Annotated in this window: 3 protein-coding genes and 1 pseudogene; 1 reads left to right on the top strand and 3 read right to left on the bottom strand. The window is 64.9% G+C overall.

What is annotated here, in order from left to right; translation table 11 throughout:
• Positions 1-5 precede the first annotated feature (5 nt).
• Positions 6-3,377, bottom strand: a complete 3,372-nt coding sequence (locus J3A71_RS09575; RefSeq protein ID WP_096426571.1) for a non-ribosomal peptide synthetase — start codon at positions 3,375-3,377, stop codon at positions 6-8.
• 1 nt (position 3,378) lies between these two features.
• Positions 3,379-17,634, bottom strand: coding sequence for a non-ribosomal peptide synthetase (locus J3A71_RS09570; protein WP_096426572.1), 14,256 nt, complete (start codon positions 17,632-17,634; stop codon positions 3,379-3,381).
• A gap of 184 nt (positions 17,635-17,818) precedes the next feature.
• Here J3A71_RS09570 and J3A71_RS09565 point away from each other — a divergent pair, with 184 nt between their 5' ends.
• Positions 17,819-18,772: a siderophore-interacting protein gene (locus J3A71_RS09565; protein WP_060519301.1), complete on the top strand. Its 954-nt coding sequence runs from the start codon at positions 17,819-17,821 to the stop codon at positions 18,770-18,772.
• 275 nt (positions 18,773-19,047) lie between these two features.
• On the opposite strand, the pseudogene J3A71_RS09560 reads toward J3A71_RS09565, so the two are convergent.
• Positions 19,048-20,424, bottom strand: a pseudogene (locus J3A71_RS09560) (aspartate aminotransferase family protein); the annotation flags it as partial.
• Positions 20,425-20,552 lie beyond the last annotated feature (128 nt).

Genomic DNA, 20,552 nt, shown 5'->3' with positions numbered 1-20,552 from the left:
ATCCCCTATGAAATCAGTTCATCAATTTCCTCCGTGGTTAGACGTTTGAGCGCCTCTAGCGATTTAGCCAGTTCTGCCTGAATCGGATCGATTTGCTGATTTTTCTCTTCGAGGCAGCGTGAGAAATCCTCCAGCCGGGGCTGTTCGAACAGTGCCTTCAAGGTGGCGTCGATGCCCGTCGCCTCACGAACGCGTACGATCACCTGGGTGGCAGACAGCGAATGGCCGCCCAGGGCGAAGAAGTTATCCGTCACGCCCACCTGGTCGAGTTTCAGGACCTCGGCCCAGATCGTCGCAATCTGTTGTTCCAGCTCGCTGCGCGGGGCCACGTAGCTGTCCTGCAGCACGCTTGCGTCGGGTTTGGGCAGGGCCTTGCGGTCCAGCTTGCCGTTGGCCGTTACCGGCAGGCGCTCAAGGAACAGCAGGTGGGTCGGGACCATGTAGTCGGCCAGCCCGTGCCTGAGGTGCTCGCGCAGTTCGCTGCGCAGTGCGTTCTGCTGCTGCGGGTCGGCCGGTGCTTCGCCGACCACCAGATACCCCGCCAGCTGCTTGCCACCCGGCCCGTCGATGTCCAGCACCACCGCCTCGCGCACACTCGGGTGCTCGAGCAGACGTGTCTCGATCTCGCCCAGTTCGATGCGCAGGCCGCGGATTTTCACCTGGTGGTCGAGACGGCCCTTGTACTCGATCACCCCGTCCGCCCGATAACGCGCCAGGTCACCGGTGCGGTACAGGCGACCGCCGCCCTGGGCCGTGCTGTCGAAAGGGTCCGGGACGAAGCGTTCCGCCGTCAGCGCCGGGCGCCGGTGATAACCGCGGGCCAGGCCGACGCCGCCCAGGTACAGCTCACCGGCAGCTCGTGGGGCGACACTCTGCAAACCGGCGCCGAGGATGTGCGTCTTCAGGTTGTCGATCGGGCGGCCGATCGGCACGCCGCTGTCGCTGCCTGGGCGGCAGGTCCAGTGGGTGACGTCGATGGCCGCTTCGGTCGGGCCGTAGAGGTTGTACAACTGGGCGCCGGGCAACCTTGCCAGGGTCTGTTGCGCCAGCTCTGCGGGCAAGGCTTCGCCGCTGCACACCACGCGCTTGAGGCCGCTGCAGCGCTCGACCTCGGCGCTGCCCATGAAGGCCTGCAGCATCGAAGGCACGAAGTGCAGCGTGGTCACCGCGTGCTGCCTGATCACCTCGACCAGGCGCTGCGGATCACGGTGTTCGCCCGGTTGTGCCACCGCCAGGCGAGCGCCGACAAGCAGTGGCCAGAAGAACTCCCAGACCGAGACGTCGAAACTGAACGGGGTCTTCTGCAACACGGTATCGCCGGCGTCCAGGCCATAGGCCTTCTGCATCCAGCACAGGCGGTTGACCAGCGCCCGATGGCTGTTGCCCGCGCCCTTGGGGCGGCCGGTGGAGCCGGAGGTGTAGATCACGTAGGCCAGGTTGTCCGGGCAGGTTTGGTGAACCAGGTCGGCCTCACTGTAGCCCGCCAGCGGCTCAAGCAGCAGCGGCTGCACACCCTCGGGCACCGGCAACTGCGCCAGCAGGTGGGCTTGCGTCAACAGCAGGCCGATGCCGCTGTCCTGCATCATGTAGGCCAGGCGCTCGGCGGGGTATTCCGGGTCCAGCGGCACATAGGCGCCACCGGCCTTGAGAATGCCCAGCAGGCCGATGACCATGTCCACGCTGCGCTCGGCGGCAATGCCCACCAGCACGTCCGGCCCCACGCCCTGCTCGCGCAGCTTGTGCGCCAGCTGGTTGGCGCGCCGGTTCAGCTGGCCATAGCTCAGGGCCTGATCGGCAAATACCAGCGCCGGGGCATCCGGGGTGGCGGTGACCTGGGCTTCGATCAGTTGCTGCAGGCACTGCTCGACCGGGTAATCGGCCTGGGTGCGGTTCCAGTCGTGGAGCACCTGTTGTTGCTGGGTGGCATTCAGCAGTGGCAGCTCGGCGATGCGCTGCTGCGGCTGCGCGACGATGGCGGCCAGCAGGCCCTGCCAGTGTCCGGCGAGCTGGGCGATGGTGGCTTCGTCGAACAGCGCGGTGGCGTAGGTCAGCGTTACCGCGATCCCCGCCGCGTGCTCCACGGTTTCCAGGGTCAGATCAAACTGCGCGGTCCTGCGCTCCCAGTCCAGGGTCTCGACAGTCAGCCCAGGCAGTTGCCGAGCCTGCCCGCGTGCTTCGGTCTGGTGGTTGTACATGACCTGGAACAACGGGCTATGGCTGAGGCTGCGCTCGGGTTGCAAGGCTTCGACCAGTTGCTCGAACGGCAGGTCCTGATGGGCCTGGGCGCCAGCGACGCGTCGCTGAACCTGCTCGAGCAGGTCAGTGAAGGTCGTGCCCAGGTCGAATTCGGCCTTGAGTACCTGGGTGTTGACGAAAAAGCCGATCAGGCCTTCGGTTTCCATACGATTGCGATTGGCCGTGGGTATGCCGACCCGGATGTCGTTCTGCCCGCTGTAGCGATGCAGCAGGGTCTGGTAGCTGGCCAGCAGGAGCATGAACAATGTCACGCCCTGATCCTGCGCCAGCTGTTTGAGGGCGGCGCACAGTGCATCGTCCAGGGGGATATCCAAGCTTGCCCCTGCCCGGCTCTGCAAGGCCGGCCGGGGATGGTCGGTCGGCAGTTCCAGGACCGGCTGTTCACCCCCCAGCTCGGCCTCCCAGTACGCCAGCTGACGCTCCAGCTCGCCCGCTTCCAGGCATTGGCGCTGCCAGATGGCATAGTCGGCATACTGGATCGGCAGGGCCGGCAACGATGCTGGCTGACCGAGGCGAAGCCCCTCGTAGCTGCGGATCCACTCGTCCAGCAGTATCGGCATCGACCAGCCATCGGAGACGATATGGTGCATGACCAGGATCAGTACGTGATCGGCCTCGTCCACCTGCAGCAGCCTCACCCGCCACAGGGGCGCCTGCCCCAGGTCGAAGGGTTGGCCGGCCTCTGCTTCGATACGCCGTTTCAGGCGCTCGGCGAAATCCCCCGCCTCTGCAAAAGGCTCCCGAACTATTTCCACCCGCACGCGTGGATCAACGACCTGAACAGGCTGGTCAGCGTCCTGGGCAAAAGCAGTACGCAGGCTTTCATGGCGTTGAACCAGGTCTTCAAGGCTGCGCTGCAGCAGGTCGCCATCCAGCGCCCCCTTGAAACGCACGGCCATGCTGATGTTGTAGGCCGCGCTCTGCGGCTCGAACTGCCAGAGAAACCACTGTCGCCGCTGGGCGTACGACAGGCCGATGGGGCCCCATTCGTCGCGTATCTGCGGGATCGGCAGCCGAGCGAAGCTCATGCCTTTGGACTGCATTTTTTCAAAAAATTGCTTGCGCTGCTCCAATGGCAGATGCAGGAACCGTTTAACCAGCTCGATGTTCTGGGCCGTCATTTCAAACACTCTCCAGTTCTGCCAGGAAATCACTCAACTCATCGACGTCTGCTGCACTGGCAGGCGCCAGGCCAGCCATCGTCGCCACGTAGTCCGCCAGTCGTCCGGCAGCGAACAGGGCCGAAAGCGGTACCTCCAGCCCCAGCAGCAACTGCACGCGCTGGGTGGCCTGAACAGCCAGCAGCGAATGCCCGCCCAGCTCGAAGAAGTTGTCGTTGAGGCCGACCCTTTCAAGCTTCAGTACATCGGCCCAGATCGCCGCAACGTCCTGCTCCAGCGGGGTTTGCGGTGCGACGAACAGCTGCTGCAGCTGCGTGGCATCAGGGCTGGGCAAGGCCCGCCGATCGAGCTTGCCGTTTGCCGTAAGGGGCAGCGACTCCAGAAACACCTGGTGGGCGGGCACCATGTGCTCGGGCAATGTCGCTTTAAGGTGCTCGCGCAGGCTGTCGCGCAACGCTGCCGTGGGTGCCTGGGCAGGGATCAGATAGGCAACCAGTTGCGTACCGCTTGGGCCATCCAGGGCGAGCACCACCGCTTCGCGGACTTGCGAATGCTCCTGCAGCCTGGCCTCGATCTCGCCCAGCTCGATACGGAAACCTCGGACCTTCACCTGATGATCGATGCGCCCCGCATACTCGATCGCACCCTGCATGCGATAGCGTGCCAGATCGCTGGTGCGGTAGAGCCGACCACCGCCCTGCTCGCTGCCATCGAATGGGTCGGGTACGAAGCGCTCCGCGGTGAGCGACGCACGCCGGTGATAGCCACGGGCGAGACCGGCCTGGCCAACGTGCAGTTCGCCATGACAACCGGGCGCGGCGATGTTGAAGTCAGCATCGAGCAGGTACAGCGACTGATCCGGAATCACCTCACCGATGGGGCTGACGCCATCGCGCTGCAGATCCTCGCGACACACTGGCCGATAGGTGACGTGCACCGTGGTTTCTGTAATGCCGTACATGTTGATCAAGGTCGGCTGGCTGTCGCCGAAGTGGTTGAACCACGGTGCCAGGCTCCCGACGTCCAGTGCTTCGCCGCCAAACACGATATAGCGCAGGGCAAGCTCGGCCTGACCCTGTGGCTGTGCGCAGGCGTGCGAGATCAGTTGCTTGAACGCCGAGGGTGTCTGGTTGAGTACCGTGACCTGCTCACGCACCAACAAGGCATGGAAGTCGGCGGGCGATCGGGCCACGCCCTTGGCCACGATCACTGCCTTGGCCCCATGCACCAGCGCACCGAACAGTTCCCAGACAGAAAAATCGAACGCATAGGAATGGAACACGCTCCAGACATCCTGGCTGTCGAAGCAGAACCAGTGCCGGGTTGCCTGGAACAGGCGCACGACGTTGTGATGGGGCAACAAGGTGCCTTTAGGCTTGCCGGTAGACCCCGAGGTGTAGATCACGTAAGCCAGGTTTGCCGGTTGCGTGAAGTTGACCGGGTTAGCTTCGCTGTAGCCCGGGAATGGCTCCAGGAGCAGCGGCTCGACACCCTCGGGCAGCGGTAAGCGGGCGAGCAGATGTGACTGGGTCAGCAACAGGTTGATACCGCTATCGCTCATCATGTAGGCCAGGCGATCCTCTGGATACTCAGGGTCCAGCGGCACATAGGCGCCTCCCGCCTTGAGGATGCCCAGAAGGCCGATGACCATTTCCAGACCACGATCCACAGCGATCCCTACCATTACATCTGGCCCCACGCCCTGCTCGCGCAGCTTGTGCGCCAGCTGATTGGCGCGCCGATTGAGCTGTGTGTAGCTGAGTGTCCGCTCACCCGACACCACCGCGATGGCCTCCGGCGTCCGCGCGGCCTGGGCTTCGATCAGCTGGTGCAGGCATTGATCGGGGCGATGATTGGCAGGCGCCCGATTCCAGTCGTGGATGATTGCCTGGCGCTCCTGTGCGTCGAACAAAGGCAGTTGAGCGATCACCTGTCGCGGGTCCTCGACCAGCGCCTGCAACAACGTACCGAAGTGGCGGGCGATCTGCGCGATGCTTTCCTGGGTGAAACACTGCCGGTCATAGCTGTAGTGCACCGACAGCTGCGCACCTGCGCTAATCGCCAGGGTCAGCGGCACGCTCGACTGCTCATGGCCGTGCACGTTGCCGAACGCGAGCCCGGCGGGTGCACTCTGCTGCAGCGCATCGCCGACCGGGTAGTTCTCGAACACCAGCAGGGTATCGAACAGCCCTTCACCACCCGATCCGGCCCAGCGTTGAATCTCGTACAAGGGGCTGTGCTCGTACTCGCGCAGCGCCAGGTTCTGCGCCTGCAGTTGCTGCACCCACTGCGCCACACGCTGCTGCGGGCGCGGGCTGGCGGCCACCGGCAAAGTGTTGATGAACAGCCCCAGCTGTTGCTCCACACCACGCAGCTCTGCCGGGCGACCGGACACCGTCGCGCCGAAGCTCACGCACGATTGCCCGGTGTAACGCTGCAGAAGCAGTAGCCATGCCGCCTGCACCAGGGTATTGACGGTCACTCGCTGCTGCCGGGCAAAGGCACCCAGCGCCTGCGTCTGCCGTTCGCTCAAGCGCTGCTGGTGTTCGCCGTAGCCTGCGCCCAGCCCGGCTTTGTCCTGACGCATGGCCAGCGCCAGGCGCGTAGGCTCACTCAGCTCATGCAGCTGCTGCTGCCAGAAGGCTTGGGCCTGCACGGGGTCCTGGCGGTGCAGCCATTGGATGTAGTCGCGATAGCGGCCCGTCAGCCCGCTGTTCGGCAGCCCGGCGTAGGCCTGGAGCACCTCACCGAGCAACTGCGCATTGCTCCAGCCATCCATCAGAATGTGATGGCTGGTGAAGACCAGATGGCAGGATGCTTCGCAGGTGCGGATCACCGCCAGACGCAGCAGGGGGTCATGCTGCAGGTCGAAGCCCTTGCGCAGGTCTGCATCGGCCCAACGGTCCAGGGCCGCGCCCTGCTCGGCGACGCCCACCCAGTCCAGGTACGTGAACGGCAGCTCGAGCTGCTTGCGGACCACCTGCAGAGGGTGCTCGAAGCAGGTCACGAAGTTGGCCCGTAGCACTTCATGGCGGTCGACGGCGGCCTGCCATGCGAGCCTGAAGCGTGGCACATCGAGCCCTTTGACGTCGACGCGCATCTGGTTGATGTAATGGCCGCCGCCTTGCTCGAACAGGCTGTGGAACAGCATGCCCTGCTGCATGGGTGCCAGGGGATAGAGGTCTTCGATTTGCGCCGCCGGGATCGGCAGGCTGTCCAGCTGGGCCTGGGTAAGCCCGGCCAGCGGAACGTCCGAAGGGGTCAGACCCGCCTGGGCATCCTCCAGGCAATGGGCGACGATCGCCTCGAGCTCGGCGGCAAACTGGTCGGCCAGGTGTTGCACCGTACCGACGTCGAACATGTCGCGGCTGTAGGTCCACTCAAGGCTCAGCTCACCGGCATAGACCTGACCATTGATCGACAACCAGTTGTCCAGCGGCGCCTCGTGGCTCTGGCTGGCCCCGGCGCTTTCGTCGGCTGGCACCAGGAATGCCGGGGCCTCGGCGCCGGAGGCCGGCGTGAAGCTGCCGTCGAACTGCCCCAGGTAGTTGAAGGTGATGCGTGGGGGCGGCAACTGCGCAAGCGCCGCTCGAGCCTGGTCATCACCCAGGTAGCGCAAGGCACCGTAGCCGATGCCTTTGTCCGGGATCGCCCGCAGCTGCTCCTTGATCCGCTTGATCGATGCACCCAGTGTCTGCTCCGGGCTCAGCCGTACCGGGAACACGCTGGTGAACCAACCCACGGTCCGCGTGAGGTCCAGGGTATCGAACAAGTCTTCACGACCATGCCCCTCCAACTGCACGAGCACGTCGCTGCGCTGGGTCCAGCGTGCGATGACGCGGGCCAGCGCGGTCAGCAGCAAGTCGTTGACCTGCGTCCGGTAGGCAGCAGGCGCCTGTTGCAGCAGTTGCCGGGTACTGACCGCGCCGAGACGGGTGCGGGCGGTGCCGACATGCATGCCATGCAACGAGCCACCCGGGTTGTCGCAAGGCAGTTCGGCATCAGTCTGGTCGAGTTGCGCCTGCCAGTAAGGCAGCTGCGCCTGCAGCGATTCGCTACGTGCGTAGGTCTGCAGGTGGCCGGCCCACGCTTGGGTCGAGCTGGTCTTGGCGGGCAGGTCGAGTGGCTGGCCGGCGTGCAACTGGCTGTAGGCGGTTTGCAGGTCTTCGAGCAGCACACGCCAGGAGACCCCGTCCACCACCAAGTGATGAATTGCCAGCAACAAGCGCTGGCTGCCATCTTCGAGGGTTGCCAGCAATGCCCGCAGCAAAGGGCCACGCTGCAGGTCGAGGCTGCCTTGGACTTCATCGCACAACGCTTCGAGGGCTTGGGCATCGGCCACCGTAGCCTGCCAGAGCAGACCTTGCTGTGGGTCGGGCGAGCCGTAATGTGCCGCCCACTCGCCCGCTGCACAATCGAAGCGCAGGCGCAGCGCATCATGGTGGATCACCAGGGCCTGAAGGGCCCGTTCCAGCACCTGGCTGTCGAGCGCCTGGCCTGCCTTGAGCAACAGCGCCTGGTTCCAGTGGTGGCGCTGGGCAATGTCCTGCTCGAAGAACGATTGCTGGATCGGCAGCAGCAGCGTCTGGCCAGTTGCAGCCGTCTGTTCGATCATCAACCCACCTTCGTCCCCTTGCCGGGCGACTGAGGCCAGCCCTTGAACGGTCTGGTGCTGGAACAGCTCTTTGGGGGTGAAGCGAATGCCCGCCTGACGGGCGCGGCTGACCACCTGGATCGAAATGATGGAATCACCACCCAGTTCGAAGAAGTTGTCCGACAGCCCCACCTTGTCGACTTTCAGCACATCCGCCCAGATCCCGGCAATGGTCTGTTCCAGCGCGTTTCGAGGTGCGACGTACACCTGCTGCAGCTGGCTGACGTCAGGCTTGGGCAGGCCCTTGCGGTCCAGCTTGCCATTGGGCGTGAGCGGCAACGTGTCGAGAAATACCAGGTGGGTGGGCACCATGTAGTCCGGCAAGGTCCCCTTGAGGTGATCGCGCAGCGCGCTGCGCAGCAGGCTTTGCCCCTGCAGGTCGTGAAGTTGCACATCCGCGCAGACCAGATACGCGGCCAACTGCTTGCCCCCTGGGCCCTGGATGTCGATGACCACGCTTTCGCGCACTGCCGGGTGATCCTGCAACCGCGCCTCGATCTCGCCAAGCTCGATGCGAAAACCACGGATCTTCACCTGATGGTCGATACGGCCCAGATAGTCGACCAAACCGTCGGCCCGGGTGCGGGTCAGGTCACCGCTGCGGTACACGCGCTCGCCGTTCGCAGCGAACGGGTCGGGGACGAAGCGTTCGGCGGTCAGCCCTGGGCGGTCGAGATAGCCACGCGCCAGGCACAGCCCGCCAAGGAACAACTCGCCACTGTGGCCCAACGGCACCAGGTTGAGGCTGGCGTCGAGGACATAACTGCGGCGGCGCCCGACCAGTCGGCCGATAGGGGCATAGGCCGCACCGCAGGCATCGCCTGGCGACGCGTTCCAGAGCAGCGGTGTGACCACGGTTTCGGTCGGCCCGTAGCCGTTGAAGATGTATTGCGGGCGCAGGGCCTGCCAGGCCAGCTCATAACCGGCTTGCGGTACGGCATCACCGCCAAAGCAGTAGATGCGCACCGGTGGCGGGTTGCCCACGCGCAGAGCATGCTCGGCCAGCTGTTGCAGATACACCGGCGGGAACACCGCAATGGTCACGCCATGCCGGTGCATTTCGGCGTAGGCCTGCTCGGGCAGCCACAGGCTGTCATCGCGCACCAGCACACTGGCGCCGTTGATCAGCAGGTGCATCCAGGCCTCATGGGCACCGTCGAAGGCGAATGACATGAAGTGCAGCTCGCAATCCTGCGGACCGGTTTCATAGCGCTCACCGTTGGCCAGGATGTGCGAGGCCAAAGGCCCATGCGCCACTGCAACACCCTTGGGCATGCCGGTCGAGCCGGAGGTGTAGATCACATAGGCAAGGTTGTGCCTGGACAGCGCCACCTCGGGTGGCGTGTCCGGGCCTTGCTGCCAGGCAGCCGGCAGGTCCACCGCCAACGTTGGCAAACCCTCGGGGATCGGCAGCGTGCCCAGCACATCGCTCTGGGTCAGCACCAAGGCGGCGGCGCAGTCCTGCATCATGTAGCGCAGGCGGTCCTGGGGATAGGCGATGTCCAGCGGTACATACACGCCACCTGCCTTGAGTACCGCCATGAACGCCACCATGATGTCGGTAGAACGGCGCATGGCGATGACGACCCTGACCTCGGGGCCGACACCTTGCTCGATCAGGCGGTGCGCCAGGCGATTGGCCTGTGCATCGAGCTGGCGGTAGCTCAGGCGTTGATCGTCGAAGCGGATGGCGACGGCGTCCGGCGTGCGGGCGACCTGGTCGGCGAACAGTTGATGGACGAAACGGTCGTCCGGATAGTCGTCGCCGGTCTGGTCCCATGCCGCCAACAGCTGCTCGCGCTCCTCGCTGCCCAGCATCGCCAGCTCGGCGACGCGCTGCTGGGGTTGACGCACGATGTCGGCCAGCAGGTTGCACCAGTGCTGCGCCAGCGCCTCGATGCGCGCACGGTCGAACAGCGACGTGGCGTAGACCAGCGAGGCGCCCAGGCCGTCGGCGTGCTCGAAGGTGTCAAGGGTCAGGTCGAACTGTGCGGTATAGCGCTCCCAGGCCAGGCCTTCAACTTCCAGCCCAGGCAAGCTGCGCGCTTGCCCCTGGGGTTCGGTCTGGTGATTGTAGAGCGCCTGGAACAGCGGGCTGTGGCTCAGGCTGCGTTCGGGGTGCAGCGCCTCGACCAACTGCTCGAACGGCAAATCCTGATGAGCCTGGGCCGCCAGGGCGGTCTGGCGCGTCTGTTCGAGCAGCTGGCTGAAGGTGGTGTGCAGGTCGAAGTCGGCCTTGAGCACCTGGGTATTGACGAAGAAGCCGATCAGGCGCTCGGTTTCCAGGCGATTGCGGTTAGCGATCGGTACCCCCACGCGAATATCGTCCTGGCCCGAATAGCGGTGCAACAGGGTCTGGAAACTGGCCAACAGCAGCATGAACAGGCTGACGCCCTGCTGCTGGGCCAATGCCTTGAGCGCGTGCACGAGGTCGCGATCCAGGTCGATGGCGACGCTGGCACCGGCAAAGTCCTGGGTCACCGGGCGTGGGCGATCGCCAGGCAGTTCAAGCACCGGTTGCCGGTCTCCCAGCTGGCCTTTCCAGTAGGCCAGCTGGCGCTCCCGCTCACCCGCCTCCATCCACTGCCGCTGCCATACGGCGTAGTCGGCGTACTGGATGGGCAGCTCAGGCAGCTCGACTGTTTGCCCACTGCACAGCCCTTGGTACAACTGCACCAGCTCATCGACCATCACCGGCATCGACCAGCCGTCAGAGACGATATGGTGCAAGGTCAGTACGAGGACATGGTCATCCTCCGCCACGCGCAACAGTTTTACCCGCAGCAACGGCCCGTGCTCCAGGTCGAAGGGGCATTGCGTCTCTGCCTCGACCAGGCGCTTGAGCAGCGCCGCCTGCTCATCCCCCTGGCACAGTTCGACCTCTTCGCTTGGCAGGTGGAACGGCTGCGGCGGATGGATCACTTGCAGGGCATGGTCACCCGCCTGGCGGAAGGTCGTACGCAGGGTCTCGTGTCGCGCGATCAACGCTTCAAAGCTCAGGCGCAGTGCTTCTACATCCAGATCGCCACGCAGGCGCAGAACCGTGGCCATGTTGTAGGCGGTGCTTTCGGGTGCCATCTGCCAGAAGAACCACTGCCGCTGCTGGGCGTAGGACAAGGCTAACGGCTGCGCGCGGTCGACCGGCTGCAACGCCGGGGCCGGCGCGTCCGTCCCTTGCCCGGTCAGCGCCACGAAATCAGCCAGCACCGGGGCTTCGAACAGCGTGCGCAGGGGGATTTCCAGGCCCAGTACCTGGCGGATACGCGAGGTGACCTGGGTGGCCAGCAACGAATGCCCGCCCAGTTCGAAGAAATGATCGGTCAGACCGATGCGCTCAACCTTGAGCACCTGCGCCCAGATAGCCGCGATCTGTCTTTCGCGTTCGCTGCGCGCGGGCACGTAGGCAGGCTGGTCGCGGCCCAGGTCGGGCTTTGGCAGCGCCTTGCGGTCAAGCTTGCCGTTAGGCGTCAGCGGCAACTCGCTGAGGAACATCAGGTGCGCCGGCACCATGTAGTCCGGCAATGCGGCCTTGAGGTGGCTTGCCAGGTTTTCGCGCAACGCATCCTGCTGCTCGAGACCGCCCTCTATCACCAGGTAGGCGACCAGTTGCTTGCCGGTGGGCCCGTCGATGTCGATCACCTGCGCTTCGCGCACCATGGCGTGCTCTTGCAGCCGCGCTTCGATCTCGCCCATTTCGATGCGCAGGCCGCGAATCTTGACTTGATGGTCGATGCGCCCCACATAGTCGAGAACACCATCGACGCGGTAGCTCGCCAGATCGCCGGTACGGTACAGGCGCCCGCCGCCGACCGGGTCGAACGGGTCGGGAATGAACCGCTCGGCGGTCAACCCCGGGCGGTTGAAATAGCCGCGGGCTAGGCAGCCCCGGCCACCGATCAGCAATTCGTTCACCCAACCGACCGGGGCCAAGGCCAGGCCATCGTCACAGACGTACGTCACCCTCCCCCCCACCGCTCGGCCGATGGGCACAATGGCCTTGCCACCGGCACCGGGCTGCAAGCCTGCGCAGTCCTGCACCGTGGTTACCACGGTCGCTTCGGTAGGCCCATAGGTATTGAGCAGACGAGCCTGCTGCAGGCCACTGGCGTACCAGTCGCCCATGCTTTCCATCGGCATGGCTTCACCGCCCACATGCACCTGGCGCAGCGACGCGCAGGCGCCGGCGGGCAGCTTTTGCGCAGCCAGCATGCGCCAGTAGGCGGTTGTCAGGTCCGCCACGGTGATGCCGTGGGTAACGATGGCCTGCTGGAGGGTTTCAATGTCCCACAGCTGCGGTCCGCGCATGACAACCCGCGCACCGCAACACAGGGCCGGGTACAGCTGCTCGACGAAGCCATCGAAGTTGACCGTGGCGAACTGCAGCACCCGATCACTGGCGTCGAGCCGCGAATAATCGGCCGCCACGCTGCAGAACACTGACAGTTCCCGATGAGCGACGGCCACACCTTTGGGCTTGCCGGTGGACCCGGAGGTGTAGATCACATAGGCAAGGTTGTCGGCGACGGTGAGGTTCACCGGGTTGGCTGCGCTGTACTGGGCCAGCCATTGCTCATCCGCCTGCATCTGCAGGCAGGTCACTGCCGGGGGAATCGGTAGCGTCGGTGTCAGGTGAGGCTGGGTCAGGAGCAAGTGAATGCCGCTGTCCTGCATCATGAAACGCAAGCGTTCCTGCGGGTATTGCGGGTCGAGCGGCACATAGGCAGCACCGGCCTTGAGGATGCCCAGCAGGCCCACCACCATGTCCAGGCTGCGTTCCACGGCGATGCCAACACGCACATCCGGCCCCACGCCCAGTTCGCGCAACTTGTGGGCCAGCTGGTTGGCGCGGCGGTTGAGTGCCTGGTAAGTCAGCGCCTGATCATCAAGGACCAGCGCTGTGGCCTGCGGCGCGCGCTGGGCCTGCGCCTCGAACAGCTGGTGCACGCCAAGGTCTTCGGCGAAACGCAAGGGGGCCGGGTCGACGGCCTGGGCCGCCAGCTTGTGCTGTGCGGCTGTGAGCAGAGGCAGCTCGGCGACCGGCAATGCCGCCTCACTGGCCAGTGCACCCAGCAGGTTGACCCAGACCGATGCCAGGCGCTCGATACGCTCGACGTCGAACAGGTCCGATGCATAGCCGAAGGAGGCGATCACGCCATCGCTGCGTTCGAGGGTGTCCAGCGACAGATCGAACTGCGTGGTGTGCTCGACCAGCTCGACCTCCTCGACGCTCAGCCCTTGCACGCTGTCGCCGGAGACCCGCTCGCCAAGAATGCTCAGGTGGTTGTACATGACCTGGAACAGCGGGTTGTGGCCCAACCCCCGCTCGGGCTTGAGCGCTTCCACCAGTACATCGAAGGGGATGTCCTTGTTCGCCTGAGCCTGCAGGGTGGTCTCTTTGACCGCCAGCAACAAGTGGCTGAAAGACTGCAACGGGTCGACCGCCACGCGCGCGACCAGCGTGTTGACGAAGAAACCGATCAGCCCTTCCAGCTCAAGGCGATTGCGGTTGGTCACCGGGATGCCGATGTTGAGCGTTTCGCGCCCGCTGTAGCGCGACAGCAGCAGTGCGAACGAAGCCAGGAACACATGGAACAGCGTGGCATTGGCGGCAACCGCCAAGCGTTGCAGATCGGCCGTGAGTGCGGCAGGCAGCAGCACATCCACGCGCCCGCCACGATAGCTTTGGGCCTGAGGCCGAATACGGTCGGCGGGTAGCTCGAGTACTGCGAAATCGTCTGCCAGCGTGGCTTTCCAGAATGCCAGCTGGGCCTGCAGCTCCCCCGAGGCCAGGCGTTCACGCTGCCAGGCGGCGTAATCGGCGTATTGCACCGCCAGCGCCTGGCGTTCAAGCGGCTGCCCGGTGGTGTGGGCGTTGTAGACGCCCGCCAGCTCGCGGACCATGACGCTCATGGACCAGCCGTCCGAGACAATGTGGTGCAACAGCACGGTCAGCACCTGCTCCTGCGGCCCCCCCTGGAACACCTTGACCCGGATCAGCGGACCCTGCTCGAGGTCAAAGGGCGTGAGCGCTTCTTCCTGTATGCGCTGCTGCAGCGCCCGGCCATCCGCCGAACTGAGGTCATGGAATTCAATGATTGCCGACGCTGCGGGCAGTATGCGCTGGCGGGGAATGCCGTCATGCTCCTCGAAGACCGTGCGCAGGGATTCATGGCGCATGACCAGTGCATCGAATGCGGCCTGCATGGCGGCCCGGTCCACCTCGCCGTGCAAGCGTATGGCCAGGGGGGTGTTGTAGGCGGTGCTTTGCGGGTGCAGCTTCCAGAACATCCACTGGCGATACTGAGCATGCGAAACCTGCAGCGGCAGCGCCCGGTCCAGGACCTGGATATCGCCCCCGGCGACCTGCTCCAGGCCTTGCAAAGCTTCGGCAAAACTGGACAGGTCGGCAGTGTCGAACAGCACCCGCAAAGCCACGTCCAGGCCCAGTTGCTGCCTGATCCGCGAGACCACCTGGGTAGCCAGCAACGAATGCCCACCCAAGGCGAAGAAATTGTCGTCGAGGCCGACCTGGGTCTGTTGCAGCACGTCGGCCCAGATGGCCGCGACCTGCATTTGCAGGGGTGTTTCGGGCGCCCGGTAAACGGCCGTGACAGCGACCGGTTCAGGCAGCGCCCTGACGTCGACCTTGCCGTTGAGGGTCACTGGCAGACGCTCCAGCAGCATCAGGTAATGCGGCACCAGATGCTCGGGCAAGGCCCGCTTCAGCGCTGCCCGAATGCTGTCGACCACGGCTTGACGGGCTTCGTCCTGTGCAGCCCAGTGCTGCGGGACCAGGTAGGCGGCCAGCTGCCGATCGGCGTCTTCGCCAACGACTCGCACAACGGCGCTTTCGATGCCCGGCAACTGCCGCAGGCAGGTATCGATCTCGGCCAGCTCGACGCGATAGCCGCGGATTTTCACCTGGCCATCGATACGTCCGGCGAAAACCCGTTCGCCGTCAGCGTTCAGGCGTACCCAGTCGCCGGTACGGTACATCCTCGCACCCTTGCAGCCACTGGGGTCGGGCACGAAGCGCTCGGCCGTGAGCGCCGCCTGGCCCAGGTAACCACGAGCAAGCCCTGCACCGGCGATATAGAGCTCCCCCCTGGCCTTGCCGGGCACGGGGTTAAGGCAACTGTCCAGCGCATGGGCGCGCAGGTTTTGCAGGGGTTGGCCGAGCAGCGGCCGCTCCTGCAGGGCATGAGTAAGCACACCGACCGTGGTTTCGGTGGGGCCGTAGTGGTTGATCACCTCGAGGCCGGGCGCCAATGCCTTGATCCGGCTCAGAAGTGCTGGGCTACAGGCTTCACCCCCAACCACCAGACAACGCCGCGGCAAAGCCTGGGCACCCGCAGCGAGCATGGCCTGCAAGTGCGAGGGGACGATCTTCAGTGCATCGATGGCATGCGTCTGCAGGTAGGCGGCGAAGACCTCGGCATCGAGCACCGTCTCCTTGGGCAGCATGTGCAGGGTCTTGCCGTAGCACAGCGCACCGAACAGCATGGTGTGGCCAAGGTCGGCCGCCGGCGTGGTGACCATCGCCAGGCTACCGATCTCGTCCATTGGCAGGCGTTGACTCACGCCGCGCACATAGTTGACCAAGGCGCCATGGCTGACCGCGACGCCCTTGGGCTTGCCAGTGGTGCCGGAGGTGTAGATGACATAGGCAAGGTTGTCTGCACCCACCGCCACCTTGGGCGCCGAAACCGAGGGGTAGTCACCTTCCACGTCGATTGCCGCAACGCCTTGCGGCAGGCTGATCTGCCCGGCTCGGCCAAGTACCCAGCTGACCGCGCTATCGGCAAGCATGAAGTCGATGCGCGACTGGGGCTGCTCAGGGTCCAGCGGCAGGTAGGCCGCCCCAGCCTTGAGCACGGCCAGCATGGCGATGAGCATTTCGCAGGACCGGTCGGCCACCACGCCGACCCGCTGGTCCACCTGTATGCCACGCGCCAGCAGTACCTGAGCCAGGGCATCCGAGCGTGCCTGCAAGGTGGCATAGCTTAGCCGACCGGCGTCGCCGCTCGCTGCCAGGCCCTGCAGGTTGTGGCTGGCGGCCGTTTCAATCAGGTGATGGATGCACAACTCAGGCTCTGGCGCTCCGGCAGCTTGCTGCTGCTCCCCGTGCGACGCCTGAGTCGCCAAGGGCAGCTCGCCAACCGGGGTGGCGGACGGTTGGCTCAGCCCGTCGAGCAGTCGCAGCCAATCCTCGCCGAAACCAATGATGGTGGCTTCCTCGAAGACATCCAGCGCATAGGTGAACACAGCATGCAGACGCCCGGCGCTTTCGTAGGTGTCGAGGGCAAGGTCGAAGCGAGCGCTGTGCTTGTCCAAGGCGACTTTTTCCAGCGTCAGCCCGTTACCCAGGCGGACCTGACCGGCGTCGGCGATAGCCGCCTGATGGTTGAACAGCACCTGGAACAACGGGCTTTGCGCGCTGCTGCGATCGAGTTCAAGCGCCTCGACCAGGCGCTCGAACGGCAGGTCCTGGTGCGCCTGGGCTCCCAGGGCGGTGTCCTTGACCCGGCCGAGCAGCTGGCTCACGCTCATGAGCGGGTCGATATCGGTATGCAGCACCTGGGTGTTGATGAAGCAGCCGATCAAGCCCTCGACTTCTGTACGGTGACGGTTGGCGACCGGAACACCGACGCGGATTGCGCGCTGGCCACTGTAGCGTTGCAGCAGCAGCTTGAACGACGCCAGAAGCACCATGAACAGGGTGACGCCCTGGGCACTGGCCAGCGCCCTGAGGCGCCCGGCAAGCGCCGGATCGACCTGCAACTCGCGCCGCGCACCGCGGTGGCTCGGTGCCCCGACACGTGGATGGTCGAACGGCAGTTCCAGTACGGCATGATCATCGCCCAGCTTGTCGCGCCAGTAGTTCAGCTGACGCTCCTGTTCACCGGCTTCCAGCCAGCTGCGTTGCCACAGCGCGTAGTCTCGGTACTGGATGGGCAGAGCCGGCAGGGTCGCTTCGCTGCGCTGACAGGCCGCATCGTACAAGCGCACGAACTCGTCGATCAGCACGTTCAGCGACCAGCCGTCGGCAACGATGTGGTGCAGGGTGAGCAGCAGCACGTGCTCGTCGGTGGCCAGTTGCAGCAGGGTCACGCGCAGCAGTGGCCCCTGCAGCAGGTTGAAAGGTGCCTGCGCTTCGGCTTCAGCCAGAGCCGCGACACGGGCCTCGCGCTGCGCCACCGCCAGGGCGGTGAGGTCATGCTCGACGATGGCGACGGCCTGTGCGGCGACAACTTCCTGGTACAGGTGCTCGCCCTGGGTGCGCAGGCGCGTACGCAGGCTCTCGTGGCGCGCGACCAGGCGATCGAACGCCTGCTGCAGGGCTGCGCGGTCGAGCTCGCCCTTCAGGCGCACGGCCATGGGCAGGTTGTAGGCCGCGCCCTGCGGGTCCAGCTGCCAGAGAAACGACATGCGTCGCTGGGCGTAGGACAACCCGTCGCGGTCATCGCAGGCGACATCGGCAGGGATCGGAAACACGGAAAAGTCGACGCCCTCTGCCTGTAGCCCAGCCAGGAACAAACGGCGTTTTTCCGGCGGCAGTTCGATAAAGCGGCGAGCGAGTTTCAACGAGTTTTCGGCATTCATGCGATGCGTCCTTAGCGATAGGAAGCGGGACCACAGGGCCCAGTCATCCCTCAAAGACGAAACAACCGCGAGCTGATTTAGCCAAAGCCCCGGCCACCGACGACCGCCCGGGCTGCCCGATTAAATCGCCGGGTGGGCGACTCGTCTGAACGTCATACCCATTCTCCAGAAGGCGGCCCTCGCGATGCTCTCCACCCTGGCCAACACCCTGCGCAAGCGGGTCACTCAAGCGCTGCCCGGCAAACAGCCCAGCTACCGGATTTTCGATGTGCAACTGAAGCGGCGGATCGCGCTCAGCCCTTCGCTGACCCGCCTGGTGTTCAGCGGCCCGGATGTTGCCGAAATGACCACATTGGCGCCGGACCAGCGGGTCAAGCTGCTGTTTCCCGCGCCCGACGGCTCACGGCCAAACCTGAGCAACGAGCGGCACTGGAAGGCTGCCCACAGCGCCTTGCCGGCAGACCAGCGCCCGCCCATGCGCACCTACACCATCCGCGCCCTGCGCCGCGAGGCGCTGGAAGTGGATATCGATTTCGTGCTGCATGGCGTCAACGGCCCCGCTTCGGCCTGGGCTACCCACGCGCAGGTGGGTGACAGCTTGCAGATGGTGGCGCCCAACCTGGCCTACGAGGGCGACACCGGTGGCTATGAATGGAAACCGCCACAGGGTGTGCGCCACATACTGTTGGTCGGTGACGAAACCGCGCTGCCGGCAATTGCCGGCATTCTTGAGCAACTGGCCGACGACCAGCCCGGATTGGCGGTGCAGGCATTCATCGAGGTACCGCTGGAGGCTGACTGCCTGCCTTTGCACCATGGCAGCGCCACCGACCTTCACTGGTTGCCCCGCGAGTTGCTCAATTGCGAGCATGGCCAGGCCATGCAGCATGCCGTGCGCGAACTGGCCAGCCTGCCGCAGGGGCAAGCCGCACCGCGAGTGAAGCTGGAAGAGGTGGATATCGATACACGGATACTGTGGGAGCAGGCCAGTAGCGCCAACAGTGCGTTTCATGCCTGGGTGGCGGGGGAATCGGCGACCGTCATGGATATTCGCCGCTACCTGATCAAGGAGCGCGGGCTGCCGCGCGAGTGCCTGACCTTGATGGGCTATTGGCGGGCCGGGCGGACCTTTGATTGACTGATTTAGCGGTGACTTTGTGGGAGGCCACTCATCCCCTATAGGCTGCGCTGTCACGCGAAGAACAGTGCCTGGTGTGGGAGCGGGCTTGTCCCGCGAAGCAGGCAACGCTGTGCATGGCACCGGCTTTGCCGGTGTTCGCGGGGCAAGCCCGCTCCCACAGGTTGACGCCAAATCAATACGTTGTTCTATGAAAGCGGGCTTGTCCCACGAACCCCGGCGCAGCCGGAGCCATGCACAGCGTTGTCTGCTTCGCGGGGCAAGCCCGCTCCCACAAGCGCCTCGGCAAAACGCTGCGCCACTTCATCAACCTGCTCGGCGCTGATGATCAGTGGCGGCAGGAAGCGCACCACTGCGCCATGCCGCCCGCCCAGTTCCAGGATCAGCCCGCGCTTCAGGCACTCACGCTGCACCTTGGCCGCCAGCTCTCGGTTGGCCAGCGGATGACCCAAGGCATCCGTTCTGCCCTGCGGGTCCACCAACTCGACCCCCAGCATCAAGCCACGCCCGCGAACATCACCCAGTTGCGGATAATCGCGCTGCAACTGCAGCAGGTGCTGGCGCAAACGCTGCCCCATGGCCTCGGCATGCTCGGCCAGGCGATGCTCGATCAGGTAGTTGATGACCGCCGACCCCGCGGCCATGGCCATCTGGTTGCCACGGAAGGTACCGGCATGCGCACCCGGCTTCCAGGTATCCAGCCAGTCGCGGTACACCACCACCGCCAGCGGCAGGCTGCCGCCAATGGCCTTGGACAAGGTGACCACGTCCGGCACGATGCCGGCATGTTCGAAGGCGAACATGCGCCCGGTGCGGGCAAAGCCGCTCTGGATCTCGTCGATGATCAGCGCAACGCCGGCCTGCTCGGTAATACGGCGGACCCCTTTGAGCCATTCGATATCGGCCGGGATCACACCACCCTCGCCCTGCACCACCTCAAGGATCACTGCCGCCGGCAGAGGCACGCCGCTTTCCGGGTCGAGCAGCAGGTTTTCCAGGTAATGCAGGTTGGCCCTGACCCCTGCTTCACCGCCCAGGCCGAAGGGGCAGCGGTAGTCGTAGGGGTACGGCATGAACTGCACGCCGTTGCCGAGCAAGGCGCCCAGCGGCTGCTTCGGCCCGTTGCTGCCCATCAGGTTCAACGCGCCCTGGCTCATGCCGTGGTAGGCGCCATGGAAGGCCAGCACAGTGCTCCGGCCGGTGGCCGTGCGCACCAGCTTGAGCGCCGCCTCCACGGCATCAGTGCCGGTCGGGCCGCAGAACTGTACCTTGGCCTCGCGGCGCAGCGCCTCGGGCAGAATGCCGAACAGGTCCTGGACGAAGCGGTCCTTCACCGGCGTGGTCAGGTCCAGGGTATGCAAGGGCAGCTCATCGGCCAGCACACGCTGGATCGCCTCGACCACCACCGGGTGGTTGTGGCCCAACGCAAGCGTGCCGGCGCCCGCCAGGCAGTCGATGAACTGGCGGCCTTCAACATCCTCCACATAGATGCCACGGGCGCGCTTGAGCGCCAGCGGAATACGCCGTGGGTAGCTGCGGGCATTGGACTCCTGCTGTTGCTGGCGTTGCAGCAGGGGGGATTCGGTAAACTCGTACAAAGGTTGCGACGCGTTGACCGGTGCAACCTGGGCAAGGCTGGAAGCGGTGGACATGGGTAAATCCTCGCAAGCAAGCGAATGGGCAGTTATCGCTTGAAAAACGCTTGAGTGCCGGGAGGATTTAGCGGTTGTTACTGGATTTTACTTTGCCTGCACCGGCCTCTTCGCGGGTGAACCCGCTC

This window comes from Pseudomonas sp. PvP089 (genome assembly GCF_017875165.1).
In the GTDB taxonomy this organism is placed as follows: Bacteria; Pseudomonadota; Gammaproteobacteria; order Pseudomonadales; family Pseudomonadaceae; genus Aquipseudomonas; species Aquipseudomonas fortuita.
This window is presented reverse-complemented; position numbering and strand designations above follow the sequence as displayed.